Consider the following 22,421-nt stretch of genomic DNA (forward strand, 5'->3'; position numbering starts at 1 on the left):
GCCCTTCGATACGAAAGATTTAATGTCTGGGTTTGCGCCTATGCGCACACTTCCTCATTTTATATTGGCTAGCAGCATATTGGCTTTTGCTGGCCCTAATAAAGCGCAAACTTTACCCGTCTTACCCATAAGAGCCTGCTCAATCAATTTTGCCATTGAAGAAAAGTCAGCGGATGAAGCACTCATTGAATTTGCCAAACAAACTTCCTTAACCGTGGTATTTCCTTTCAACAAAGTTAAAGAAAGTATGGCCAACGGACTTAGTGGGCAATATTGCCCCGCACAAGCCATTGAGTTGCTACTTGCCAACACCGGTTTGGCTGCTGAGTTTAGCAATAGTGGAACCTTAGTCATTAAGTTGTCAGAGGATACACAAAACCAAAAACACCAATCGCTGCTGTCGCATGTTATCGAATTGTTCACTGACGAAGGAGACAGTCTGCTCACTTACCCAGAAGCGATGGACGCTGAATATGAATTGATTTTAGTCAAGGGCATGCGGGCTAGTGCACAACGAGCTATGGATTTTAAGCAGAGTTCTCTCGAAGTGGTAGACGCGATAAAAGCCGAGGACATAGGTAAGTTTCCGGACTTAAATTTAGCTGAATCTTTGCAGCGCATCACTGGGGTGTCGATTGATCGCTCAGAAGGGGAGGGACAGTTTGTTACTGTGCGAGGTTTTGGTCCTCAGTTCAATACCGTTTTAACCAATGGGCGACGTTTAGCTACCGACAACCAGGGCCGTGAATTCAGCTTTGACACCCTAGCGTCTGAATTAGTTAGCGGTGTCAGTGTCACAAAAACATTTTCTGCCGCCACGCAGTCTGGTGGCATAGGTTCAACAATCAACATTGAAACGGCTCGCCCCTTCAGTGAGCGTGGATTTAAAGTGGCTGGTAGTGTTAAAGCCATGTTCGATGATAATAGCGAACAAACTACCCCGCAAGGAACCCTGCTAGTGAGCCATAGCAATGATGTCTTTGGTTGGTTACTGTCTTTTTCTCAACAAGAACATGAAGCCCGAATTAATGAAGCACAAACTGATGGTTGGTTGCTCAATACCAATATCCCGCAAGAGGAGTTAACAACGTCGAGTGACAACATTTTTGTTCCTCGAAATTACGACCAGCGAGTTAGGTTTGACAAACGAACTCGAACTGGTGGCACCATGGTTTTGCAATATCGCCCCAATCCTGATGTGGATTTAAGTCTAGATTATTTAAGTTCTAGTTTTAATGTTCGGACGCAATCTACGTCCATGGGGCACTGGTTTACATCGAGTAATCTCGAAGATGTAATAACGGACGAAAATGGTACGGTGATTGAGTTTTCACAAAATGTCGGGCACGCCACTGATTTTCATTCGCGCACATTTGATAGACCATCAAAAATAAGTGCTTTGGGATTCAATGTCGCATGGCAAGCAAGCCCTAATTTCAGCTTTCATGTTGATGCTTCGCTATCTGATGCTTCTTTTAAAGACACCCAAGGGGCTGCAAATGCTTTGTCTTTAGTGGGGTATTTGAATCGATCCCACTTTGCTTTGTATGAAAATGCTATTTTACCAGCGATTTCGGGATTCGCTGAAGCCAATCCTTATATCATCAATGCAGAAGGTGAAATGGCTGGCGTATCAGATTACCTTGATCCCGCAAATGGTAAAGCCCATGTCATGCTGCGCCGAGGTTGGAATTTGCGAGACGAACTTGAGCAATTTCGTACTGATGGGGTGTGGGACAGCCCTTGGCAACACCTTCATTCCGTGTCATTTGGATGGATGTCGAGTCGGCAAATTAAACATATCGAACGCTGGGATAATGAATATAACTTTGTACACTGTTCATTTTGTGGCTATTTTAGCGAGCCTGACCTTCCCGATAATTTTCAACAAGTATTTGATGCTGGTGATGATTTTTTACAAGGTATCAGCGGCAGTCAGGGTATTCCTCATGTGTGGCTAAGGCATAGTGGAGAAGACGTATTTACGTTTTTAGAATCAATTAGTGACGTAAGTTTTGCTGCCGTAAAGCGAGATAATTCATTTACCCTGCAAGAACAAGTTAATGCCGCCTATCTTGATTTCAGTTTTTCAGCGCAGCTCCTGCAACGCGATATTAGTATAAAAACCGGACTGCGATTTGAAGATACTCAAGTCAGTGTCGTGGGTATCGAAGCTGACCTAATTGCGCTAACGGTGCTAGACCAAACTGAATTAGGGCAAGTGTACTCCGAACCCAGAGCGCTGAATAAAACATCTGATTATCAGCATTGGCTACCGAGTTTTACTGCTAAATGGGAGCTAAGCGATAACGTGGCGGCGCGCTTCGCGATGTCACGTAGTTTGACTCGCCCAACCATGAGTCAGATGTCGCCTAGTTTAACAATTGAAACAACACGCCAGGGCGGTGATTTGAGAGTCAGTTCGGGTAACCCGGCCTTGCAGGCTTTTGAATCTCAAAATCTTGATCTTGCCCTAGAGTGGTATTTTGCCGATGCCAGTTATATGTCACTGAGTTATTTTCGTAAAAAAGTGGACAACTTCATTGTTAGCCAAACATCTAAACTTGTCATCAATGGCGTCACTGATCCCAGTACCGGTAGTGATAGCAGTCAAGCAGATGCTGATGATCACATTGCGATCTTTGAGTTAACTCAGCCAGTGAACAGTGAAACTGCTACGGTTGCCGGTTGGGAACTTGCCTTTCAGTACAGTTTTACCTCAGGATTTGGCCTTATTGCCAACTCGACCATCGTAGACAGCAATGCCAAATTAGACCGTGAAAATATCAGTCAAAAGTTCGCATTAACTGGCTTAAGTAATTCCAAAAATCTCATTTTATATTACGAACACGATCCTATCCAAATTCGTCTCGCTTGGAATCAGCGTGACGGCTTTTTACAATCGTTAACCCAGATACAAGGAGGGGAACCAACGATTGTTCGTCCGTATCAACAGCTTGATATGAGTGCCAGTTTTGCTATCAATGACTCGGTATCTCTTTTTGTTGAAGGGCTGAATTTAACCCAAGAAAGTGTGCTTAAACATGGTCGTTATGATGAGCAGTTGCTATTAGTCCAACAACCTGGCGCCCGCTATACTCTGGGCATTAGAGGACAGTTTTAGGCACTTAAAGTGAACAAATTAGCGCCCCACCAATCGCCCCAAGGGTGACCTGCCACCACTTAGGCGCTAGCTCTACCTTGGGTGGGTTTTTCAGCAAGTCTATATACAGTCTGTTGACATCTAAATACATCGCAAACGCTTTTTCATAACCTTGTGAGTAGGCGATGCGTTTGTCTTGTTCTAGTTTGAAGTTCTGCGTTTGTAACTCAAATATGGTTTTATCTAAGGCCATAATTTGGTTTTGTAGATCAGACTGTTTTAGACAGGCTTCTTTACTATCCAGCGCAGTTACGGTGAGTTTTACATAGTCAATGGGCAGGACCAAAACTCGCTCTTTCCAAGGTGAACCAGCAACAGGAATCGGTACCTCTATAATTCTAATCGCCTTATCTGTCAGTTTATAGCGGTCTTTAAATTGTTGTGCGATACTTTGATCACTGTATTGCTTGATGGTGTTGTAGTTAGTCTGAAGCAGCTCTTGTTTGTTGAGTTCAATTTTATTTTCCAACTCAGTGATGCTCGACTTATGCGCATCAATTTGTATAGCTAGGCTCTGTTGTTTGGCTTCTAAGTCTGCTACTTCCAACGTTAAGGTATCGTTATCTTTCAATAAAGCCGCTTGCTCATTTTGTGCTTTGGCAATTTTCTCTTCTGCATCTTGCCAAGCGCTGTAATAAAAATAGCTGCCTAGCAGAATAACAGTCAGCAAGACTAAAATAGTGACGTTTTTCATTTTGTCTGGCATCAGGCCTGTAACTCGTTATTAGTACGCTGGATATTTTTATAATCACAGGCTAAATCGATATCAGAATATGAGCCTGAGACTAATGTGAAATAGATCGTATTCCCTCCGATTACAGGACGTTCAAGCTTGATTTGAGTCGCAGTATTGTCATTTAGTAAACGCAGCATCGATTGAATTTTAACGGCCGCCAATTCATCCAGCTCTGCAGTTAAGGTAAAGTTATCTTCTATTAATGACATGCTTTCTTCTTCCTTGTTGGGGCAAAACTAAATGCGTGCATGGAATAAACAGTAGTCGAATTAATATTTTTTGCTTGTTGCTTTGCTGTCTTATGGTATCAAAAATGGGGAAGTGGGTGATAATTGCACAAAACTATTGACCGTTAAGCGGCTAAGTTGACCATCTTCCGATATCCAGCGTTTTATTAAACCAGAGTGTAAAAGGTTACTAGGGTAAATGATGGCTCTATTTAATTGCGCCGGCACTTGGTATATCAATTCAAATTGTCGGGTGCTTCCTTGTAAGTATTGCGCCGCTGGTACACCCAAAGTCTGAGCTTCGTCTTCTAAAACTCGTGTGTAACGTTTCTGGCGATCCACATTGATGCTCTCAAAACCACTCGCTCGGTGCCTAAAAAAACCAGTGCCACCACTTTGTTCACCACATAAATAATGAACGACAGCCCACTGAGTCGATTTATGCGTATCAATGTGAGGAATGCGCTGAATGGGTAATAAATCTGTTGCTCGTACGCTGACCCAAGAAAATATTGATTGTGCGTCCTTGAATTGAAGGGCCTGACTATCAGCCAACAAAGGAAGGATCTTGCGCTGTAAAAAGTCACATACAAATGCACTGTATGGTGTTGGCGCTAAAAATTGTTGCCCAGGATAAAAGTGTTGCTTGGTTGGGATAGGGGCTGAAGCCTGTGAAGCGGTTTCGAGGAGTAAGTCAGCATTAAGTAACCAATTATCAATAATAAATAAAGGGTTCTGCTCCTCTCCTACGTTTATCGTTGTGACAGTACTTTGAGGGTGGACTGTATAACTATGCATGACTTGTTAAGTTTGTCTGAAGCCAAGGGCTAAGAGTATTTAAGCGTATATTTTTTCGCTCAATTAACGCGTAAATTTGCCCCAATGACGCGATTTGCGTATAAATATACTGCAAATAACCTGCATGTTTGAGTTCGTTTAGGACCTCTATTGAGATTGAGTTTAGTTTTTCTTCATCAATGCTATACAGCCCTTTAATCTGTCGTTGACTCTTATCTGCAAACGTAATGTCGAGTTTTAGTGGCATTAGCAAGTCATGTTTTACCAAGCTTTTTATATATGCCTGAGTATGGATTTCACCCTTGAGTAATTCAGCAAGAATTTGTTTTATTTCTAACAAATAATGAGAAGGGCGATTGTCTTGTGTGAATAACGCTTCTCCATCGTTTGGGGAAATTGAATGACTGTCTTGGTCGATATCGATGACTCTTTGTTTTTCTCTTTCATCATAACCACCCACAAAAAAAGGATGGCGAGCCACATTTAATGGACTATACAAGCTGTTAAACCGAGCTTTATTCCAAAATAGGTTTTCACCATGTTCAAAACCCAGCAAGGCAATACACACAAAGTGTCCGGTTTCTTGATTTTTACTCATCAGTATTGGAAATTCAACGACAAGCTTTAAAAACTCACTGACAACTACCGGCAGCATGTGTTGATCAGCGATGGCTTCTTCGGCTTTTTGCCTATTTACTTTGATGTTTTTGTGTAGCTGGATATTTACTGCAATGATGTCAGCCATAATGTTTTTACTCCTTGCGCAGTGTACTAAGGTAAATTACCCACGGGCTTAATAAAAGTAACAATTCATAGAGGCAAAAATTGCAAATTAGAAATAGGGCAATGAACGGCTCAAAAGTTCAGCACCTTGACACCCAAATTACGCGCGAGATGTGACTGATTTGTTATTTTTGTTAAATATTCTTTGAAATTATTAAGTGGTAGATATAGGCTGGAATTGTGATTGAAACTCACATTATACGCGAGACGTTTTTGCGTTTCAGACGTGCTTTTCGAGAGCAAGATAGCACATTGTAAAGTGCTGAATTTAAAGAGAGTGTTAACGTTTTTAAATCCTTATATCTAATTAAAACCTGTGAAAACGTAACATTTTTCACGCTATTTTCCTTTTTTCAACCTCAGCTGATAAGGGCTTTCCATGATGTTTACTTCCGAGACAATGAATGAATTAAACTTGTTACTTAAATTTCCTGATACAAGTTTGATGCAGGGTATTAAGGTGCACCACGATGCTGATCCCGAATTAGTGGCTGCATCTAAGCGCTTATTCGATAAGGGTATTGTGACCTTGCCAGATGGCGGCTACCTCACTGATTTAGGTCACGATTTGTTAGAACATGCAAAAATTATTAACAGTGCTTTTGCAGTCGCGAAAGAGTAATACCAAGATGATGTTCTAGCGAAGTTACTGAAGGTAAGGTCTGTGACGTCTTTCAAATCAGCAATTTTGCTAGAATATTGGTTCAAAAAAATATGTAATGGTCGATAACTAAACATATTGTTGCTCGTTTGAAGTCTGAAATTATGAATCCTATTACTTTTGCCGCCAATCTACTATTTAGCTGTCTCTTCTTACTTGTCACGGTTGCACAAGCTGAAGAAGAGATCGTCGCCGTGCAACTTTATTCCCAAGATGAACTAATTGAGATGATAAATCGCAATGAGCATCTTGCTAGGGTGGTGAATGATCGGTGTCAGTTGGTTCAAGATATAGAAGCAAGAGCAGAAACATTGCGAGTACCCGCTTACCAGTTTTTATGGGGGGATATGCTTGCATGGGGCGTATGCGTAAAAGCTGACCCTAAAAGAGGTATTGCATTTATACAACTAGCTGCAGAGCAAGGATTACCCGCTGGTCTAGAGCAACTAGGTCGATATTACGCGCAAGGTAAATTAGTTCAACAAGATAAAGAACGTGCTGTGGTTTTTTTACGAGAGGCATCAGGCCAGGGCCACCTAAAAGCACAAATCGAATTAGCCGAACTCTTTATTGAAGGGTATGGCAGCCCTTATGATTACGTAGACGCTTATCATTGGCTGTATAATGCGATTACTGCCGATAAAAAGGAACACGCCAAAATTTCAAAATGCTTAACTGAACTTGAAAAGTTAATGCACCCTAAAGCAGTTCGAGAAGCGAAAAGACCCTTGAATTCGTAAATCGCAGAGTATCTTTACCTTTTAGATGGTGGAGTTAGTTAGCGTATTTAGCGTGTCATGGATAAATTCTATGGCGCTGGCTTTGTCTTGAAAAATTTGTTTGCTTAGGTCTGTGGTAATTCCCGCAGCTCTACGAGAACTGTTGACTTGATGCAGAGCCAATGGATTGTTAACAACATAGGCATCTACAACACAGCCACGATTCATCATATGGCCATGAAGTTCTATCATCATCTTTTGTGCTTGAGGTGTTTCGGCTTCGCTGTGGCTTAAATCACCGAAATAGCCCCACGCTGGCAGGTTAAAATGGTTAATTAGGATGCGCATGTCTCGACAAAAATTTCGAGTTAAAATGCTGCCCAAGGCCCCATTTAATTTAGCTGTTACTACACGATCTGAATAAGATAAGTGATAATCGCCATGTTTGTCTTTAAATGTAAACTCACCCATGTAACTTTTCACCTTACCCAGAAACTACGTCACCTGAGTATAATACGTTTAAAGAATTTGCATATAAATGAGCGTCTACCTTGTTATTAAAAATCAAGTCATGCCTAGGTTTAAGTGCCTTCGAGCACTGTAGTATTCATCATATTGACGATTTAAATAGGCCCAAGTAGGCAACGCTAATTCGAATTACTAAGAGTAAAATAACTAAAAAACTACAGAGTTTTGTAGGCAACAGGTATACTGCGTGCAACATTTGACTTTGAGGATCGTGCAGATCCAGCTATGAACGACGACCCCCATTACCAACGCGAAAAAGAAAAATATGAAAATCCAGTCGCCAGCCGCGAATATTTGCTGGAATTGCTAGTTAAAGCTAAAAAACCTTTGTCCTTCCTCGAATTTTGCCATCAGCTCAATGCGACCGATGAAGACAGTCGCATAGGTATTCAACGACGGTTGAGAGCGATGGAGCGAGAGGGACAAGTAGAGTTTAATCGCGACAAAAAATACGCCTTAATTAAAGCAGACGATTTGATTCAGGGGCGTGTTATTGGCCATCGAGAAGGCTTTGGCTTTTTAAAGCGTGAAGATGGCGAGAAGGACTTGTTTATTCATCAAATGCAAATGGCCACTGTGTTACATGGTGACGTTGTGCAAGTAAAAGAAAGTGGTACGGATAATCGTGGCCGCAGAGAAGCCCGGATAGTAAAAATTATTGAGCCTCGCTCGGAGCCAATTGTGGGCCGTTATTTTTTCGAAAATAATGTTGGTGTCGTGATCCCGGATGATAGCCGCATTAATCACGAAATAATGATCCCCAAAGAACAAACCAATGGCGCAAGGCAAGGGCATATTGTCGTTGTTGAAATTGTACAACGTCCGCGCAAACGAGTTAACGCCATCGGTAAAATAGTTGAAGTTCTAGGTGAGCACATGGCACCTGGTATGGAAATAGATATGGCCTTGAGGACCTTTGAAATTCCGCATCAATGGCCAAAAGGTGTGACTAAACAAATTAAAGGTTTGACCGAAGACGTGCCTGAAGAGGCTAAAACAGGTCGTATTGACTTACGTCAGCTTCCCTTAGTTACCATTGATGGTGAAGATGCTCGTGACTTTGATGATGCGGTTTTTTGTGAACCCCTTGAAAAAGGCGGATGGCAACTATGGGTAGCCATTGCTGACGTGAGTTATTATGTTCGTCCGGGAACAGCTTTAGATAGCGAAGCGCAAAATCGTGGTACGTCGGTTTATTTTCCAGAACAAGTTGTACCGATGCTACCTGAAGTGCTGTCGAATGGTTTATGCTCACTCAATCCTCAAGTAGACCGCTTGTGCATGGTATGTGAAATGACCGTCAGTGAGTCGGGTAAATTACTTGAGCATCAATTTTACGAAGCCGTAATGAACTCAAAGGCACGCCTGACCTACACTAAAGTGTGGAATATACTGCAAGGGGATGAAACCCTGCAAAGTAGGTATGCCGAGCAAGTGCCGCATTTACAGAACTTGTACTCCATGTATCAAGCCCTTAAACGAACACGTGGTCAACGAGGTGCGATTGAATTTGAAACGCAAGAAAGCAAATTTATTTTTAATGCTCAACGTAAAATTGATCATATCGTGCCTGTGGTTCGCAATGACGCGCACAAACTTATTGAAGAATGCATGATACTCGCCAATGTTTCTGCGGCACGTTCATTAGCAAAACATAAGGCTGAAGCCTTGTACCGAGTTCATGATGAGCCCGATCCCGATCGTTTAACTTCGTTTTTGTCGTACTTAGGTGAAGTGGGTATTACTCATCGTATTGGTCATGATGTAACACCACAAGACCTCACAGCAGTGTTGAGTAAAATACAGGGGAGAGCTGACCAAGAGTTGATTCAAACCATGTTATTGCGCTCAATGAAGCAAGCTGTTTATGCGCCAGAAAATATTGGTCATTTTGGTTTGGCCCTTGATGCCTATGCACATTTTACATCGCCGATCCGTCGTTACCCCGATTTAGTCGTACACCGTGCATTAAAAGCCATTATTGATAAGCAAAATCAACGCAAAAATCTCAGTGGTGGTAAACATTACTCTGTGGATGAAGTTGAAGCCTTAGGCGAGCAGTGCTCGATGGCTGAACGTCGTGCAGATGATGCCACTCGAGATGTATCCGACTGGTTAAAATGTGAGTTTATGCTCGATCATGTTGGTGATAGTTTTGAGGGCGTCATAGCCTCAGTCACTAATTTTGGTTTTTTTGTGCGTTTGCCTGAATTTCATATAGATGGCCTAGTACATATCACGTCGTTAGACTCTGACTATTATCGATACGATGAAGTGAAACAACATCTCATTGGCGAGCGTAGTGGAATGATTTATCGATTAGGTGATCAACTCGAAGTGAAGGTTGCTTCTGTAAATTTAGATGAACGAAAAATTGACTTTATTTTGGCATCAGGTCCATCTAGCAAAGGACAAAATAAAGGTAAGCCCAGTAAATCGGGTAAAGCTCGCAGACAAACTGCCGCTAGGTCAGCAGCAAAAACTAAAAGTGAAACAACATCAACGCCCAGTAAACGTCCAGCAGCTAAGACCCCTGCCAAAAAGACATCAGGTGCCAAAAAATCAAGTAGTAAAGGTGCGCCTAAAAACACCAAAGCGCCCAGAAAAAGGAGTCGCTAAATGGCGCAACACGAATATATTTATGGTATCCATGCCTTACAATCCGTCATAGAACGCGAACCTGAGCGATTGATAGAATTGTTTGTTTTAAAAGGAAAAGACGACAAAAGCGTACATACGATTGTCAATCAGGCACGCCGATTTGGCGCATCGATCCAATTTTGCCAACGTAAAACCTTAGATGACAAAGCGGATAGTGAGCAACATCAAGGGGTTGTAGCACGAGTTAAGCCCGGCAAAGTCTATAATGAAAATGATTTAGCCGCTATTGTGCAAGCTAATGCGCAGCCTTTTTTACTCATTTTAGATGGTGTCACAGACCCTCATAATTTAGGTGCATGTTTACGCACTGCTGATGGCGCAGGGGTGCACGCGGTTGTCGTACCTAAAGACAATTCAGCGTCTTTAACACCTGTTGTTCGCAAGGTAGCATGTGGGGCTGCGGAAGTGATACCGCTAGTACAAGTGACAAACTTAGCGCGCACACTTCGTGACCTGCAAGGTATGGGCGTATGGATAGTGGGAACAGCCGGTGAGGCAGACAAAAACATCTATGAGTGTAAACTTGGCGGCCCTTTGGCGCTAGTGATGGGGGCAGAAGATAAGGGAATGCGGCGTTTAACACGTGAGCACTGCGACGAATTAATCAAACTACCCATGGCGGGCTCGGTATCAAGCTTGAATGTATCGGTGGCAACAGGGGTTTGTTTGTACGAAATTGTTCGCCAGCGCACTTAGGTATCTGGTAATGACCTGCCCTTAGCAAAAAGGCAGGTCTTGAAGTTTAGTTCTTGGCTGAATAAGGATCTTCGGCCAATAAGTAAGAGCGTAAATCTGCTTTTTTAGGGTGCGCGTGCAACCAATCTCGACATGCTTTTATTTTTTGATAGTCATCTTCGCCAAATTTACTGAGATAAAGTTGGGTGAAGGTATCTTTGGCTCTTTGCTCTCTTAGTTTATTCTGCCATTGCTCAGTCAATAAAACATTAAGTGATCCTGCAAGACCCGCTGCCTTGATTAAATCCCACTCCCCTTTGTCTAACCAAACTCCTCCAACAGGTGCACTATAATCGAGCCGATGACTAGTGTCTTTGCTAATACGCAGTTTGCGCATGATGACACCGCTAACTGGACAAAGTAATGCTCGACTACTGTCTTCGGCTTCGTCTAGTACTGCCGCTTCGGTAAATTGATATTCAGGATAACGTTCTTTCCAACTCACATAATCCTCTACCAATATCCAATTACCACCACAATTATTACAGGTGTGGCAACGAAACTGCTGATCAATAAAGCTGACTTGCAGTTCGCCTTGTTTACAACTTGTACATTGCATTAAGTTAATCCTTCATTTTGAGCAACTATTTAGCCTAGTGTGCTACGTGAGAGGAGCAGATTCAAAACATTTTTATCTTTACTGCATAGTTGTTCCATTACATGTTCGCTCCTTGATCATAAGCCGTGTTTAAATGATTTGATCAATAAGTAAAATAGTGGAAATAGGCCAAACCACTCCATAACTAGACGTAGGGATTAATGCGATATGAATATGGTTTGCTTAACTACTTACTAGTCTGTCATTTATTAAAATGATTGATTTATATAATAATTTTGTATTCACACTGGCTTATTAATGATTATTCGTTAACAAAATGTTGTAGATGCTTATCAAGTGTTGACCATTTGTAATTAGGCACTGTAAATTAGGCCCTAGTTGACGAATTGCAGTTGAATTAGGATAGTTATGACCATTAAATCACCGTTAGAAATGCTGTATCACTGGGAAAATAGTACTCCTGACCGAATTTTTCTCAAACAGCCTATTAATGGTCAATACAAGGTTTTTGATTGGCGAGAAACTGGTGAGCAAGCAAGGCGTGTTGCCAGTGAGTTGCTGTCTTTAGACTTACCTCAAGGTAGTCATATTGCCATTCTTTCTAAAAACTGCGCCGAGTGGTTTATTACCGATTTAGCGATAATGCTCGCGGGACATGTGTCAGTGCCGATTTATGCAACAGCCGGTGAACATACGATTCAATACGTCTTGGAACATGCTAAGTGCCCAGTTATCTTTGTCGGCAAATTAGATGATACAGAAAACCAAGTTAAGGCGATCCCTAAGAACGTAATGAAGCTAGCGTTTCCTTATCCGAACATTCCAGCGGATAAGCAATGGTCTGATTTAATGTTAAATGTGCCTTTTAGCAAATGTCCGATACCTGACATGAACTCTGTGATGACAATTATTTACACATCAGGTAGCACAGGTAACCCTAAAGGCGTAGTTCATACCTATAATTCTATATGTTGGGCCGCTTACCGTTCGCTCGATGCATTATCTGTGGATCATCAAGATAGGGTATTAAGTTATCTCCCCTTAGCCCACATTACGGAAAGAGTGTTTGCTGAACTAGCAAGTTTTTACTCATCTATGCGTATAGACTTTCTTGAATCATTAGAGACCTTTTCTAGAGATATTTGTGCAACTAAACCCACCTTATTTGTATCAGTGCCTCGGTTGTGGACTCGTTTTCAAATGGGGGTATTAGCTAATATGCCGCAAAAAAAGTTAGACTTTTTGCTGCATGTACCAATTTTGTCATCGATCGTAAAACGCAAAATACGCGAAAAGTTAGGTTTAGATGCCGCGCGCTTATGTGCAAGTGGCTCCGCGCCAATCTCTATATCAACATTAAACTGGTTCAGAACTATTGGTGTAAATATCTCTGAAGGGTGGGGAATGACTGAAAATAGCGCGTATGGCACAGGTAGTGTTCCATTTCGTGCTGATAAAATAGGTTCAATAGGTAAAGCTTATGACGGCGTAGATATCAGGATTGCCGAAGAAGGAGAAATTCAAGTCAAAGGGCCATGCAATATGATTGAATATTACCTTGAGCCAGAAAAAACCAAAGAAGTATACACTGCCGATGGCTACTTAAAAACCGGCGATAAAGGCTCAATGGACAAAGACGGATACATCAGAATTACGGGCCGCTTGAAAGAAATATTTAAAACAGCAAAAGGTAAATACATTGCGCCTGTACCAATTGAATCTAAACTGATGGGCAATTCAAATATAGAACAAGTATGCGTTACCGGCTCACACTTAAAACAGCCTATTGCGTTAATGGTATTGTCCGTGGCCGCCCAAAAATTAAATTCTGACGCACTAAAGCAAAGTCTGTTAGCAACCTTAGAAGAAGTTAACGCTGATTTAGAAAGTCATGAAGTGTTAGACCGTTTAGTCGTAATGAAAGACGAGTGGACAGTCGACAATGGTTTATTAACCCCTACTTTAAAAGTGAAACGCCATATCTTAGAAGAACGATTTGCCTCCCTGATCGATACTGAAATGACAGGTAAAGTCATTCTGCTTTAAGCCGTAAAGTCAAAATAAGAATTCTGTTGAATAAGCCCGCTTATTCAACAGAATAAAACAACCTTAGTGCTATCAATGATTTCAGCGTGCCGAGAGATTTCTTTTATTTTAATGTCAAAAAACCACTAATTAGGCCCAATAATGATTTATTATAAGGGCTTAGCTTTTTAGCCTTGTATTTATCCACCTCTTTTAAAATATTTCGTAAATTCAACTATCGCTCCTACATATTTTCTGTTAGTATTTCGCGCCCTTTTAACTGGGGTATGTATAAAAAGGCAGCGAAATGCTGTTTTTTACAGCTAAATGACTCGGGAGAGTCTTAATTTAAACAGCGGAGCACTAACATGATCCAAATGCAAACTAACCTGGATGTTGCCGATAACTCGGGAGCTCGCAGGGTTCAGTGTATTAAGGTTCTTGGTGGCTCGCATCGCCGTTATGCACATATTGGTGACATCATCAAAGTTACTGTGAAAGAAGCAATTCCTCGCGGTAAAGTAAAAAAAGGTGATGTACTAAATGCAGTGGTGGTGCGTACTAGAAAAGGCGTTCGTCGTCCTGATGGATCTGCGATCCGTTTTGATAACAACGCAGCGGTGTTGTTAAACAACAACAAGCAACCTATTGGTACGCGTATCTTTGGTCCGGTTACTCGCGAACTTCGTGCAAATAACATGAAGATTGTGTCGTTAGCCCCTGAGGTACTATAAGGAGTCACGAGATGGCTAGTAAAATTCGTCGTGATGATGAAATCATCGTATTAGCGGGTAAAGATAAAGGAAAACAAGGCAAAGTTGTCAAAGTTCTTCCTGCATCTAGTCGCGTAATCGTTGAAGGTGTTAACTTAATCAAGAAGCATCAAAAGCCAAACCCTCAATTGGGTGTGACTGGCGGTATTGTTGAGAAAGAAGCATCAATTCATGTGTCAAATGTTGCGATCTTTAACCCTGCAACGGGTAAAGCTGATCGCGTTGGTTTTCGAGTTGAAGGCGACAAAAAAGTACGCTTCTTCAAATCGAATGGCCAAGTAATTTAATAAATTGGAGAGTACGATGGCGAAACTGCATGATTTCTATAAAGAAACGGTAGTAGCGGAACTTGCGAAGCAGTTCAACTACAAAAGCGTCATGCAAGTCCCTCGGATTGAAAAAATCACTCTAAACATGGGTTTAGGTGAAGCGGTAGCAGACAAGAAGGTATTGGAAAATGCCACGGCTGACATGCAAGCAATTGCTGGTCAAAAGCCTATTGTAACTGTTGCTCGTAAATCTGTAGCGGGCTTTAAAATCCGTGAAGGTTATCCGATTGGCTGTAAAGTAACCCTACGTGGTGAACGTATGTGGGAATTCTTTGAACGTTTAGTTTCAATTGCAATTCCACGTATCCGCGATTTCCGTGGCTTAAACCCTAAGTCATTTGATGGTCGTGGTAACTACAGCATGGGTGTGCGTGAGCAAATTATTTTCCCTGAAATCGATTTTGATAAAGTGGATAAAATTCGCGGTATGGATATCACTATCACTACTAGCGCTCAAACCGATGCGGAAGGCGTTGCGTTGTTAAACGCATTCAACTTCCCGTTCAAAAAGTAAGGTGTAGGGTTATGGCAAAAGAATCAATGAAAGCGCGCGAAGTAAAACGCGCCAAGCTAGCAGTAAAGTTCGCTGATAAGCGTGCGGCACTTAAAGCCACTATCAGCGATATCAACACGTCTGACGAAGACCGTTGGAACGCTGTTCTTAAGCTACAACAATTGCCACGTGATTCATCTATTGTACGTAAACGTAACCGTTGTCGTATAACAGGTCGTCCACATGGTTTCCTACGCAAGTTTGGCCTCAGCCGTATCAAGTTGCGTGAAGCAGCGATGCGCGGCGAAGTGCCTGGCCTTAAAAAAGCCAGTTGGTAAGGAGTAGCTGATATGAGTATGCAAGATCCTATCGCGGATATGTTTACCCGCGTTCGTAACGGCCAAATGGCTGGCAAAGTGACAGTAGCTATGCCTTCATCTAAATTACGCGTTGCTATCGCAAACGTACTTAAAGAAGAAGGTTACATCTCTGACGTGTCAGTTTCTGGTGACGTTAAGCCTGTATTAGAAATTACGTTAAAGTATTTCGAAGGCAAAAAAGTTATCGGCAGCATTGAGCGCGTAAGTCGCCCAGGTTTGCGCATCTATAAGAAGAAAGATGAGCTTCCAAAAGTATTGGGTGGTTTAGGTGTAGCTATCGTGTCTACCTCTAAAGGTGTGATGACTGACCGTGCAGCGCGTAAAGCGGGCATGGGTGGTGAGATCATCGGCTACGTAGCGTAAGGGGAATAGAATGTCACGTATAGCAAAAGCTCCTGTTGACATCGTGTCTGGCGTTGAAGTTTCAATCGCTGGTCAAGTTGTCACATTTAAAGGTAAAAAAGGTACATTAACTCGTACATTTAATGATGCAGTTGAAATTGTACAAGAAGAGAACCAATTAAAAACTTTACCTCGTGAAGGTATGGCTAATGGTTGGGCTCAAGCTGGTACTGCTCGCTCTCTATTAAATGCTATGGTGATTGGTGTATCCGAAGGTTTTGAGAAAAAACTATTGTTGAATGGTGTTGGTTATCGTGCGTCTGCGCAAGGTAGCAAACTAAACCTGACTTTAGGTTTCTCGCACCCCGTAGCATACGAAATGCCCGCTGGTATTTCGGTAGAGACTCCTACCCAAACTGAAATCCTCGTTAAAGGCGTTGATAAGCAGTTGGTGGGTCAAGTTGCAGCTAACATTCGTGGATACCGTCCGCCAGAGCCTTACAAAGGTAAAGGTGTACGTCTCGCCGATGAAGTTGTGCGTCGTAAAGAAGCTAAGAAAAAGTAGGTTGGTGATACGATGGATAAGAAAACAGCTCGCTTGCGCCGCGCAACCCGCGCCCGCAAAAAAATTAGTGAACTGGCCGCGCATCGCTTGGTTATTAACCGCACCCCACGTCACATATACGCTCAGTTAATCGCACCAAGCGGTTCTGAAGTATTAGCGGCGGCTTCTACTGTTGAAGCGCAGTTACGTTCAAGCGTTAAGTACGCCGGTAATGTTGATGCAGCGATAGCAGTTGGTAAAGCGATTGCAGAACGTGCTATCGAAAAAGGCATTCAAAAAGTCGCTTTCGATCGCAGCGGTTACAAGTATCACGGTCGAGTTAAGGCATTAGCTGATGCTGCTCGTGAAGCAGGTCTTCAGTTCTAGGAGTTAATTATGGCTAAAGTAGAAGTTCAACAACAGGGTGACCTGTTAGAAAAGCTTATCGCTGTAAACCGTGTATCTAAAGTGGTTAAAGGTGGTCGTATCTTTAGCTTTACTGCTTTGACAGTAGTAGGTGACGGTAACGGTCGCGTTGGTTTTGGTTATGGTAAGGCACGTGAAGTACCTGCTGCTATCCAAAAAGCAATGGAAAAAGCACGTCGCAATGTTGTGTCAGTTGATTTAAACGGTCACACGTTACAACATGCAATTAAAGGTCGTCATTCTGGCTCTAAGGTTTACATGCAACCAGCATCTGAAGGTACTGGTATTATCGCCGGTGGTGCGATGCGTGCAGTCCTTGAAGTCGCTGGCGTACAGAACGTACTTTCAAAATGTTACGGATCTACCAATCCAATTAACGTTGTGCGTGCAACTATCAACGCGTTGACAGAAATGACTTCGCCTGAGCAAGTTGCTGCTAAACGTGGATTGTCAGTAACACAGATTTTGGGGTAATTGAACATGGCAACGATTAAAATAAAGCAGACTAAAAGCTCTATCGGTCGTCTTCCCAAGCATAAGGCAACCCTTACTGGCTTAGGTCTTCGTCGCATCGGTCATGTTCGTGAACTAGAAGATACCCCTTCTGTCCGTGGCATGATCAACCGTGTATATTACATGGTTGAAGTAGTGGAGGAGTAACAGATGCATTTAAATACTTTGGCTCCTGCACATGGAGCAAAAACATCTCGTAAGCGTTTGGGTCGTGGTATTGGCTCTGGTCTTGGAAAAACTGGTGGCCGTGGTCACAAAGGTCAAACTAGCCGTTCAGGCGGTACAGTTAAGCCTGGTTTTGAAGGCGGTCAAATGCCGATCCAACGTCGTTTACCTAAGTTTGGTTTCACTTCACGTAAATCATTGGTTACTGACCAAGTTACGTTAAGCGAAATCTCTCAGGTAGAGGGCGATGTTGTTTCACTAGAAACTTTAAAAGCAGCAAGTCTTGTCAAAAAAGAAATGCGCTATGTTAAAGTTCTTAAAAGTGGTGAAATCACTCGCGCTGTTACGATTAGCGGTTTAAAGGTAACTAAAGGTGCCCTTGAAGCAATTCAGGCAGCTGGCGGTAAGGTAGAGGAATAGGCTAGATGGCTAAACCAGGATCGGATTCGAGCGCAAAAGGCGGCTTGAGCGAACTTAAATCGAGGTTGTGGTTCGTACTTGGTGCGATCATAGTATTTAGGTTGGGCTCTTACGTGCCTATTCCTGGTATTGATGCAGCTGTGTTGGCCGATTTATTCGACCAACAAAAAGGGACTATCGTGGAAATGTTTAATATGTTTTCAGGTGGTGCCTTAGAGCGTGCATCGGTTCTTGCCCTAGGTATCATGCCTTACATTACAGCGTCCATCATTATGCAATTACTAACGGTAATGCATCCGTCAATGATGGAATTAAAGAAAGAAGGCGAAGCCGGTCGTCGCAAAATAAGCCAATATACAAGGTACTTCACTTTGGTGTTAGCTTCTTTCCAAGCAGTTGGAATAGCGACAAATTTACCAAACTTGATTTCAGGTTTGGTGATAAATCCCGGTTTCGGTTTTTACTTTACGGCAGTAGTGAGTTTGGTTACCGGTACCATGTTTTTAATGTGGTTAGGTGAGCAAATTACTGAGCGAGGTATCGGTAACGGTATTTCTATTTTGATTTTTGCCGGAATAGTGTCTGGTCTACCAACTGCTCTAGGGCAAACGGCGGAGCAGGCTAGAACGGGTGACATAAATCTGTTGTTCTTGTTGTTGATTGGTTTAATTATCATAGCCATCACTTATTTTGTTGTATTTGTTGAGCGTGGCCAGCGTCGAATCGTCGTTAACTATGCTAAACGTCAACAGGGTCGTAAAGTATTTGCTGCTCAAAGCACGCATTTGCCTTTAAAAGTGAACATGGCTGGTGTTATTCCACCAATTTTTGCATCAAGTATAATATTGTTCCCTGGTACTGTTGCTAACTGGTTTGGTCAAAATGAATCATTGTCTTGGTTACAAGACGTGGCTTTAATGTTGTCTCCTGGACAACCTCTTTACGTCATGTTTTACGCTGCGGCAATTATCTTCTTCTGTTTCTTCTACACTGCGTTGGTTTTTAACCCTCGTGAGACAGCTGATAACTTAAAGAAGTCTGGTGCTTTTGTGCCAGGGATTCGCCCAGGCGAACAAACTTCACGCTACATTGATAAAGTAATGACGCGACTAACTTTAGCTGGTGCGCTTTATATAACCTTTATTTGTTTAGTGCCTGAATTCATGTTGATTGCATGGAATGTTCCTTTCTATTTTGGCGGAACTTCACTACTCATTATGGTAGTTGTAATCATGGATTTTATGGCGCAGGTGCAGACCCATTTGATGTCAAATCAATATGAGTCTGTTCTTAAGAAAGCTAATCTTAAAGGCTATGGTCGATAAGATGGCATTTTACGGAGTGATGAAATGAAAGTTCGTGCATCCGTCAAACGGATTTGCCGTAACTGCAAAGTCATTAAGCGCAACGGTGTTGTTCGTGTGATTTGTAGTGAGCCCAAGCATAAGCAAAGGCAAGGTTAATCGAACGGTTTGGGGGTCGTCTAGATACGCTAGCGCCTCAAACCTTTATTTGCAATTTAGTCGTTGGGTAAGTATCCTATCGGGCTTTTTAGGCCGACGACAATAACTAAGAGGAGTACTGTTAATGGCCCGTATCGCTGGCATTAACATCCCTGAGCACAAGCATGCTGTGATTGCTCTTGAAGCAATCTTCGGTATCGGTGCCACACGTGCTAAAAGCATTTGTGTCGCTGCTAGTGTTGCAGAGTCAACCAAGATTAAAGATCTTGATGAAGCACAGATTGATAAATTGCGTGATGAAGTAGCTAAATTCACTGTTGAAGGTGATCTACGTCGTGAAGTATCAATGAGTATTAAACGTTTGATGGATTTAGGTTGCTTCCGTGGTATACGCCACCGTCGTAGTCTTCCTCTACGTGGTCAGCGCACTAAAACAAATGCGCGCACCCGTAAGGGTCCTCGCAAAGCAATTAAAAAGTAAGCGGGGAATAAGATATGGCTAAAGCTCCTATTAAAAGCACGCGTAAGCGCGCAAAACGTCAAGTTGCAGATGGTATGGCTCATATCCATGCGTCTTTCAACAACACAATAGTGACAATTACTGATCGTCAGGGTAATGCTCTTTCTTGGGCAACATCAGGTGGTTCTGGTTTCCGTGGTTCACGTAAATCTACCCCATTTGCTGCACAGGTTGCTGCTGAGCGTGCCGGTACTGCCGCACAGGAATTTGGTTTGAAAAACATAGAAGTGTTCGTTAAAGGTCCAGGTCCAGGTCGTGAATCTGCGATCCGTGCTTTGAACGCTGCTGGTTATAAAATCACTAATATTACCGATGTGACGCCTATTCCTCACAACGGTTGTCGTCCACCGAAAAAACGTCGCGTTTAATCGACGGACAGTTGGAGAAAGATCATGGCAAGATATTTGGGTCCAAAACTCAAACTTAGCCGCCGCGAAGGAACAGATTTGTTCCTTAAAAGTGGCGTTCGAGCAATCGAATCTAAATGTAAAATTGATACCGCACCTGGTCAACATGGCGCCCGTCGTGGCCGCTTGTCAGACTATGGTGTTCAATTGCGTGAAAAGCAAAAAGTTCGTCGTATGTACGGTGTTCTTGAAAAACAATTCCGTAATTACTATAAAGAAGCAGCTCGTTTAAAAGGTAATACTGGTGAAAACCTATTACAACTTTTAGAACAGCGCCTTGACAATGTTGTTTACCGTATTGGTTTTGCTAGTACTCGTGCTGAAGCACGTCAACTAGTTAGCCACAAGGCCATTTTGGTCAACGGTCAAGTTGTTAACGTTCCTTCTTTTAATGTTTCTGCTGAAGACGTTGTTTCTGTTCGTGAGAAAGCTAAAAAACAAGCTCGTATTGTTGCTGCTCTTGAATTGGCTGAACAGCGTGAGAAACCAACTTGGATCGAAGTAGACAGCAAGAAGATGGAAGGTACATTTAAACGTGTTCCTGAAAGAGCTGATTTGTCTGCTGAGATAAATGAACAGTTGATCGTCGAACTTTACTCTAAGTAAAGATAAAAGAAGAGAGGAAACAATGTCGGGTTCTGTAACTGAATTCTTAAAACCAAGATTAGTTGAAATTGATAACGTCTCATCAACACGCGCTAAGGTCACTCTTGAACCTTTAGAACGTGGTTTTGGTCACACGTTGGGCAATGCCTTACGTCGCATTCTACTGTCATCTATGCCAGGGTGTGCTGTAACCGAAGTTGAAATTGATGGTGTGCTTCATGAGTACAGCACCAAAGAAGGCGTACAAGAAGACGTTATCGAAATATTGCTTAACTTAAAAGGTTTAGCGGTGCGTCTTGAAGGCAAAACCGAAGCAACACTAACTCTAGTGAAATCCGGTGCGGGCCCAGTATTAGCTGGAGATATCCAGCATGATGGTGATGTGGAAATCGTTAACCCTGATCATTTAGTTTGTACTTTAACTGGCGATGCTGAAATCAGTATGCGCATTAAAGTAGAAATGGGTCGTGGTTATGTACCTGCATCAACTCGCCGCTCTTCTGAAGAAGATGATCGTCCTATTGGTCGTTTATTGGTTGATGCTTCATTTAGCCCTGTAGAACGTATTGCTTATACAGTTGAATCAGCGCGTGTAGAACAACGTACTGATTTAGATAAGCTTATTATTGATATGGAAACCAACGGTACAATTGATCCTGAAGAAGCAATTCGTCGTTCAGCTACAATTTTAGCTGAGCAATTAGATGCATTTGTTGAACTTCGCGATATCAAAGAGCCGGTTGAGAAAGAAGAGAAGCCGGAGTTTGATCCGATTTTACTTCGCCCTGTTGATGATTTAGAACTTACTGTACGTTCTGCTAATTGCTTGAAAGCTGAAGCTATCCAATATATTGGTGATCTTGTACAGCGTACCGAAGTTGAGTTGTTAAAAACTCCAAACTTGGGTAAGAAGTCTCTAACAGAGATCAAAGACGTACTTGCTTCTCGTGGACTTTCTTTGGGCATGCGCCTAGAAAATTGGCCACCTGAAAGTATCGCAGAAAAAGATTAATCAGATTTAATTTAAACTGATTTGTAAAGAAGGATAAAACTATGCGCCATCGTAAGAGTGGTCGTCAGTTAAATCGTAATAGCAGCCATCGTCAAGCGATGTTCAAAAACATGGCTGGCTCTTTGGTTAAGCATGAGTTGATTAAAACAACTTTGCCCAAAGCGAAAGAACTGCGTCGCGTAATTGAACCTCTTATCACACTTGCTAAGCAAGACAGTGTTGCAAACCGTCGTTTGGCCTTTGCACGTACTGGTGATAAAGAAGTTGTTGGTAAATTATTCAATGAACTAGGCCCTCGCTATGAAGCACGCCCAGGTGGTTATATTCGCATTTTAAAATGTGGTTTCCGCTCTGGTGATAATGCTCCAATGGCTTATGTTGAGTTGGTTGACCGTCCAGAAGTTGAAGCAGTCGAAATGACTGAAGAAGCTAC

At 42.3% G+C, this 22,421-nt stretch carries 29 protein-coding genes; 23 read left to right on the top strand and 6 right to left on the bottom strand.

Annotated features, from left to right (window positions below; genetic code table 11):
* Nucleotides 1-40 precede the first annotated feature (40 nt).
* Nucleotides 41-3,124 (top strand): TonB-dependent receptor, encoded by a 3,084-nt coding sequence (locus tag NWQ57_RS19985; protein ID WP_306023950.1) that lies wholly within the window; start codon nucleotides 41-43, stop codon nucleotides 3,122-3,124.
* 4 nt (nucleotides 3,125-3,128) lie between these two features.
* Here NWQ57_RS19985 and NWQ57_RS19990 read toward each other — a convergent pair whose 3' ends face one another.
* The 4 genes from NWQ57_RS19990 to NWQ57_RS20005 all read right to left on the bottom strand — a co-directional run bounded on the left by NWQ57_RS19990 (nucleotide 3,129) and on the right by NWQ57_RS20005 (nucleotide 5,669).
* Nucleotides 3,129-3,869, bottom strand: a complete 741-nt coding sequence (locus NWQ57_RS19990) for a hypothetical protein (RefSeq protein ID WP_306023951.1) — start codon at nucleotides 3,867-3,869, stop codon at nucleotides 3,129-3,131.
* Nucleotides 3,869-4,108 (bottom strand): hypothetical protein, encoded by a 240-nt coding sequence (locus NWQ57_RS19995; protein WP_306023952.1) that lies wholly within the window; start codon nucleotides 4,106-4,108, stop codon nucleotides 3,869-3,871. The genes NWQ57_RS19990 and NWQ57_RS19995 overlap by 1 nt, the downstream gene beginning before the upstream one ends.
* A 90-nt stretch (nucleotides 4,109-4,198) precedes the next feature.
* On the bottom strand, nucleotides 4,199-4,924 hold the full coding sequence (locus tag NWQ57_RS20000) for a DUF6445 family protein (protein ID WP_306023953.1): 726 nt from the start codon (nucleotides 4,922-4,924) through the stop codon (nucleotides 4,199-4,201).
* Complete coding sequence (locus NWQ57_RS20005) at nucleotides 4,917-5,669, bottom strand: SapC family protein (protein ID WP_306023954.1); 753 nt, start codon at nucleotides 5,667-5,669, stop codon at nucleotides 4,917-4,919. The genes NWQ57_RS20000 and NWQ57_RS20005 overlap by 8 nt, the downstream gene beginning before the upstream one ends.
* 417 nt (nucleotides 5,670-6,086) lie before the next feature.
* Between NWQ57_RS20005 and NWQ57_RS20010 the strand changes: the two genes are divergently transcribed.
* Together NWQ57_RS20010 and NWQ57_RS20015 are read left to right on the top strand one after the other, a co-directional pair.
* A complete protein-coding gene (locus NWQ57_RS20010) occupies nucleotides 6,087-6,329 on the top strand; it encodes a TIGR02647 family protein (protein WP_306023955.1) in 243 nt (80 codons plus the stop codon).
* Between the two features lie 143 nt (nucleotides 6,330-6,472).
* Nucleotides 6,473-7,108, top strand: coding sequence for a tetratricopeptide repeat protein (locus NWQ57_RS20015; protein ID WP_306023956.1), 636 nt, complete (start codon nucleotides 6,473-6,475; stop codon nucleotides 7,106-7,108).
* A gap of 21 nt (nucleotides 7,109-7,129) precedes the next feature.
* On the opposite strand, the gene NWQ57_RS20020 is transcribed toward NWQ57_RS20015, so the two are convergent.
* Entirely contained in the window at nucleotides 7,130-7,558 is a 429-nt protein-coding gene (locus NWQ57_RS20020) for a hypothetical protein (protein WP_306023957.1), read from the bottom strand.
* A 282-nt stretch (nucleotides 7,559-7,840) separates the two neighbouring features.
* Here NWQ57_RS20020 and rnr point away from each other — a divergent pair, with 282 nt between their 5' ends.
* Nucleotides 7,841-10,234 carry a ribonuclease R gene (rnr, locus tag NWQ57_RS20025; RefSeq protein WP_306023958.1) on the top strand — a complete coding sequence of 798 codons (2,394 nt, stop codon included), beginning with the start codon at nucleotides 7,841-7,843 and terminating at the stop codon, nucleotides 10,232-10,234.
* Nucleotides 10,235-10,972 carry a 23S rRNA (guanosine(2251)-2'-O)-methyltransferase RlmB gene (gene rlmB, locus NWQ57_RS20030; RefSeq protein ID WP_306023959.1) on the top strand — a complete coding sequence of 246 codons (738 nt, stop codon included), beginning with the start codon at nucleotides 10,235-10,237 and terminating at the stop codon, nucleotides 10,970-10,972.
* Nucleotides 10,973-11,018: 46 nt separating this feature from the next.
* Here the strand turns inward: rlmB and NWQ57_RS20035 are convergent, their stop codons facing one another.
* Nucleotides 11,019-11,570: a zf-TFIIB domain-containing protein gene (locus NWQ57_RS20035; protein ID WP_306023960.1), complete on the bottom strand. Its 552-nt coding sequence runs from the start codon at nucleotides 11,568-11,570 to the stop codon at nucleotides 11,019-11,021.
* A gap of 408 nt (nucleotides 11,571-11,978) precedes the next feature.
* Between NWQ57_RS20035 and NWQ57_RS20040 the strand changes: the two genes are divergently transcribed.
* From NWQ57_RS20040 to rplQ, 18 genes are all read left to right on the top strand, one after another.
* Nucleotides 11,979-13,616: an AMP-binding protein gene (locus NWQ57_RS20040; RefSeq protein WP_306023961.1), complete on the top strand. Its 1,638-nt coding sequence runs from the start codon at nucleotides 11,979-11,981 to the stop codon at nucleotides 13,614-13,616.
* Nucleotides 13,617-13,963: 347 nt separating this feature from the next.
* Nucleotides 13,964-14,329 carry a 50S ribosomal protein L14 gene (rplN, locus tag NWQ57_RS20045; RefSeq protein ID WP_068371025.1) on the top strand — a complete coding sequence of 122 codons (366 nt, stop codon included), beginning with the start codon at nucleotides 13,964-13,966 and terminating at the stop codon, nucleotides 14,327-14,329.
* 11 nt (nucleotides 14,330-14,340) lie between these two features.
* The gene (rplX, locus tag NWQ57_RS20050) at nucleotides 14,341-14,655 is read left to right on the top strand and encodes a 50S ribosomal protein L24 (RefSeq protein ID WP_306023963.1); all 315 of its coding nucleotides are present in this window, start codon (nucleotides 14,341-14,343) and stop codon (nucleotides 14,653-14,655) included.
* A 16-nt stretch (nucleotides 14,656-14,671) separates the two neighbouring features.
* The gene (rplE, locus tag NWQ57_RS20055) at nucleotides 14,672-15,211 is read left to right on the top strand and encodes a 50S ribosomal protein L5 (RefSeq protein WP_306023964.1); all 540 of its coding nucleotides are present in this window, start codon (nucleotides 14,672-14,674) and stop codon (nucleotides 15,209-15,211) included.
* Nucleotides 15,212-15,222: 11 nt separating this feature from the next.
* Nucleotides 15,223-15,528: a 30S ribosomal protein S14 gene (rpsN, locus tag NWQ57_RS20060; RefSeq protein WP_306023965.1), complete on the top strand. Its 306-nt coding sequence runs from the start codon at nucleotides 15,223-15,225 to the stop codon at nucleotides 15,526-15,528.
* Nucleotides 15,529-15,540: 12 nt separating this feature from the next.
* Nucleotides 15,541-15,933, top strand: coding sequence for a 30S ribosomal protein S8 (rpsH, locus tag NWQ57_RS20065; RefSeq protein ID WP_306023966.1), 393 nt, complete (start codon nucleotides 15,541-15,543; stop codon nucleotides 15,931-15,933).
* A 10-nt stretch (nucleotides 15,934-15,943) separates the two neighbouring features.
* A complete protein-coding gene (gene rplF, locus NWQ57_RS20070) occupies nucleotides 15,944-16,477 on the top strand; it encodes a 50S ribosomal protein L6 (RefSeq protein ID WP_306023967.1) in 534 nt (177 codons plus the stop codon).
* Between the two features lie 12 nt (nucleotides 16,478-16,489).
* The gene (rplR, locus tag NWQ57_RS20075; protein ID WP_306023968.1) at nucleotides 16,490-16,843 is read left to right on the top strand and encodes a 50S ribosomal protein L18; all 354 of its coding nucleotides are present in this window, start codon (nucleotides 16,490-16,492) and stop codon (nucleotides 16,841-16,843) included.
* A 9-nt stretch (nucleotides 16,844-16,852) separates the two neighbouring features.
* A complete protein-coding gene (gene rpsE / locus NWQ57_RS20080; RefSeq protein WP_306023969.1) occupies nucleotides 16,853-17,356 on the top strand; it encodes a 30S ribosomal protein S5 in 504 nt (167 codons plus the stop codon).
* Between the two features lie 6 nt (nucleotides 17,357-17,362).
* Nucleotides 17,363-17,542 (top strand): 50S ribosomal protein L30, encoded by a 180-nt coding sequence (gene rpmD, locus NWQ57_RS20085; protein ID WP_068371050.1) that lies wholly within the window; start codon nucleotides 17,363-17,365, stop codon nucleotides 17,540-17,542.
* 3 nt (nucleotides 17,543-17,545) lie between these two features.
* Nucleotides 17,546-17,980 (top strand): 50S ribosomal protein L15, encoded by a 435-nt coding sequence (gene rplO, locus NWQ57_RS20090; RefSeq protein WP_306023970.1) that lies wholly within the window; start codon nucleotides 17,546-17,548, stop codon nucleotides 17,978-17,980.
* A 5-nt stretch (nucleotides 17,981-17,985) separates the two neighbouring features.
* Nucleotides 17,986-19,305 (top strand): preprotein translocase subunit SecY, encoded by a 1,320-nt coding sequence (gene secY / locus NWQ57_RS20095; RefSeq protein WP_306023971.1) that lies wholly within the window; start codon nucleotides 17,986-17,988, stop codon nucleotides 19,303-19,305.
* 24 nt (nucleotides 19,306-19,329) lie between these two features.
* Nucleotides 19,330-19,443 (top strand): 50S ribosomal protein L36, encoded by a 114-nt coding sequence (gene rpmJ / locus NWQ57_RS20100; RefSeq protein WP_082768678.1) that lies wholly within the window; start codon nucleotides 19,330-19,332, stop codon nucleotides 19,441-19,443.
* 124 nt (nucleotides 19,444-19,567) lie between these two features.
* Nucleotides 19,568-19,924: a 30S ribosomal protein S13 gene (rpsM, locus tag NWQ57_RS20105; RefSeq protein ID WP_306023972.1), complete on the top strand. Its 357-nt coding sequence runs from the start codon at nucleotides 19,568-19,570 to the stop codon at nucleotides 19,922-19,924.
* 14 nt (nucleotides 19,925-19,938) lie between these two features.
* Entirely contained in the window at nucleotides 19,939-20,331 is a 393-nt protein-coding gene (rpsK, locus tag NWQ57_RS20110) for a 30S ribosomal protein S11 (protein ID WP_068371061.1), read from the top strand.
* Nucleotides 20,332-20,355: 24 nt separating this feature from the next.
* Nucleotides 20,356-20,976 carry a 30S ribosomal protein S4 gene (gene rpsD / locus NWQ57_RS20115; RefSeq protein ID WP_306023973.1) on the top strand — a complete coding sequence of 207 codons (621 nt, stop codon included), beginning with the start codon at nucleotides 20,356-20,358 and terminating at the stop codon, nucleotides 20,974-20,976.
* Nucleotides 20,977-20,998: 22 nt separating this feature from the next.
* Nucleotides 20,999-21,988, top strand: a complete 990-nt coding sequence (rpoA, locus tag NWQ57_RS20120; protein WP_306023974.1) for a DNA-directed RNA polymerase subunit alpha — start codon at nucleotides 20,999-21,001, stop codon at nucleotides 21,986-21,988.
* A gap of 41 nt (nucleotides 21,989-22,029) precedes the next feature.
* A partial coding sequence (gene rplQ, locus NWQ57_RS20125; protein ID WP_306023975.1) for a 50S ribosomal protein L17 occupies nucleotides 22,030-22,421 on the top strand: 392 nt, incomplete at its 3' end.

Origin of the sequence: Paraglaciecola sp. (genome assembly GCF_030730205.1) — a bacterium.
In the GTDB taxonomy this organism is placed as follows: domain Bacteria; phylum Pseudomonadota; class Gammaproteobacteria; order Enterobacterales; family Alteromonadaceae; genus Paraglaciecola.

What these genes read in the sequence shown, in the direction of transcription:
- NWQ57_RS19985 (WP_306023950.1), top strand. Translation starts at nt 41, where the DNA reads ATGCGCACACTTCCTCATTTTATATTGGCTAGCAGCATATTGGCTTTT.
- NWQ57_RS19990 (WP_306023951.1), bottom strand. Translation starts at nt 3,869, where the DNA reads ATGCCAGACAAAATGAAAAACGTCACTATTTTAGTCTTGCTGACTGTT.
- NWQ57_RS19995 (WP_306023952.1), bottom strand. Translation starts at nt 4,108, where the DNA reads ATGTCATTAATAGAAGATAACTTTACCTTAACTGCAGAGCTGGATGAA.
- NWQ57_RS20000 (WP_306023953.1), bottom strand. Translation starts at nt 4,924, where the DNA reads ATGCATAGTTATACAGTCCACCCTCAAAGTACTGTCACAACGATAAAC.
- NWQ57_RS20005 (WP_306023954.1), bottom strand. Translation starts at nt 5,669, where the DNA reads ATGGCTGACATCATTGCAGTAAATATCCAGCTACACAAAAACATCAAA.
- NWQ57_RS20010 (WP_306023955.1), top strand. Translation starts at nt 6,087, where the DNA reads ATGATGTTTACTTCCGAGACAATGAATGAATTAAACTTGTTACTTAAA.
- NWQ57_RS20015 (WP_306023956.1), top strand. Translation starts at nt 6,473, where the DNA reads ATGAATCCTATTACTTTTGCCGCCAATCTACTATTTAGCTGTCTCTTC.
- NWQ57_RS20020 (WP_306023957.1), bottom strand. Translation starts at nt 7,558, where the DNA reads ATGGGTGAGTTTACATTTAAAGACAAACATGGCGATTATCACTTATCT.
- rnr (WP_306023958.1), top strand. Translation starts at nt 7,841, where the DNA reads ATGAACGACGACCCCCATTACCAACGCGAAAAAGAAAAATATGAAAAT.
- rlmB (WP_306023959.1), top strand. Translation starts at nt 10,235, where the DNA reads ATGGCGCAACACGAATATATTTATGGTATCCATGCCTTACAATCCGTC.
- NWQ57_RS20035 (WP_306023960.1), bottom strand. Translation starts at nt 11,570, where the DNA reads ATGCAATGTACAAGTTGTAAACAAGGCGAACTGCAAGTCAGCTTTATT.
- NWQ57_RS20040 (WP_306023961.1), top strand. Translation starts at nt 11,979, where the DNA reads ATGACCATTAAATCACCGTTAGAAATGCTGTATCACTGGGAAAATAGT.
- rplN (WP_068371025.1), top strand. Translation starts at nt 13,964, where the DNA reads ATGATCCAAATGCAAACTAACCTGGATGTTGCCGATAACTCGGGAGCT.
- rplX (WP_306023963.1), top strand. Translation starts at nt 14,341, where the DNA reads ATGGCTAGTAAAATTCGTCGTGATGATGAAATCATCGTATTAGCGGGT.
- rplE (WP_306023964.1), top strand. Translation starts at nt 14,672, where the DNA reads ATGGCGAAACTGCATGATTTCTATAAAGAAACGGTAGTAGCGGAACTT.
- rpsN (WP_306023965.1), top strand. Translation starts at nt 15,223, where the DNA reads ATGGCAAAAGAATCAATGAAAGCGCGCGAAGTAAAACGCGCCAAGCTA.
- rpsH (WP_306023966.1), top strand. Translation starts at nt 15,541, where the DNA reads ATGAGTATGCAAGATCCTATCGCGGATATGTTTACCCGCGTTCGTAAC.
- rplF (WP_306023967.1), top strand. Translation starts at nt 15,944, where the DNA reads ATGTCACGTATAGCAAAAGCTCCTGTTGACATCGTGTCTGGCGTTGAA.
- rplR (WP_306023968.1), top strand. Translation starts at nt 16,490, where the DNA reads ATGGATAAGAAAACAGCTCGCTTGCGCCGCGCAACCCGCGCCCGCAAA.
- rpsE (WP_306023969.1), top strand. Translation starts at nt 16,853, where the DNA reads ATGGCTAAAGTAGAAGTTCAACAACAGGGTGACCTGTTAGAAAAGCTT.
- rpmD (WP_068371050.1), top strand. Translation starts at nt 17,363, where the DNA reads ATGGCAACGATTAAAATAAAGCAGACTAAAAGCTCTATCGGTCGTCTT.
- rplO (WP_306023970.1), top strand. Translation starts at nt 17,546, where the DNA reads ATGCATTTAAATACTTTGGCTCCTGCACATGGAGCAAAAACATCTCGT.
- secY (WP_306023971.1), top strand. Translation starts at nt 17,986, where the DNA reads ATGGCTAAACCAGGATCGGATTCGAGCGCAAAAGGCGGCTTGAGCGAA.
- rpmJ (WP_082768678.1), top strand. Translation starts at nt 19,330, where the DNA reads ATGAAAGTTCGTGCATCCGTCAAACGGATTTGCCGTAACTGCAAAGTC.
- rpsM (WP_306023972.1), top strand. Translation starts at nt 19,568, where the DNA reads ATGGCCCGTATCGCTGGCATTAACATCCCTGAGCACAAGCATGCTGTG.
- rpsK (WP_068371061.1), top strand. Translation starts at nt 19,939, where the DNA reads ATGGCTAAAGCTCCTATTAAAAGCACGCGTAAGCGCGCAAAACGTCAA.
- rpsD (WP_306023973.1), top strand. Translation starts at nt 20,356, where the DNA reads ATGGCAAGATATTTGGGTCCAAAACTCAAACTTAGCCGCCGCGAAGGA.
- rpoA (WP_306023974.1), top strand. Translation starts at nt 20,999, where the DNA reads ATGTCGGGTTCTGTAACTGAATTCTTAAAACCAAGATTAGTTGAAATT.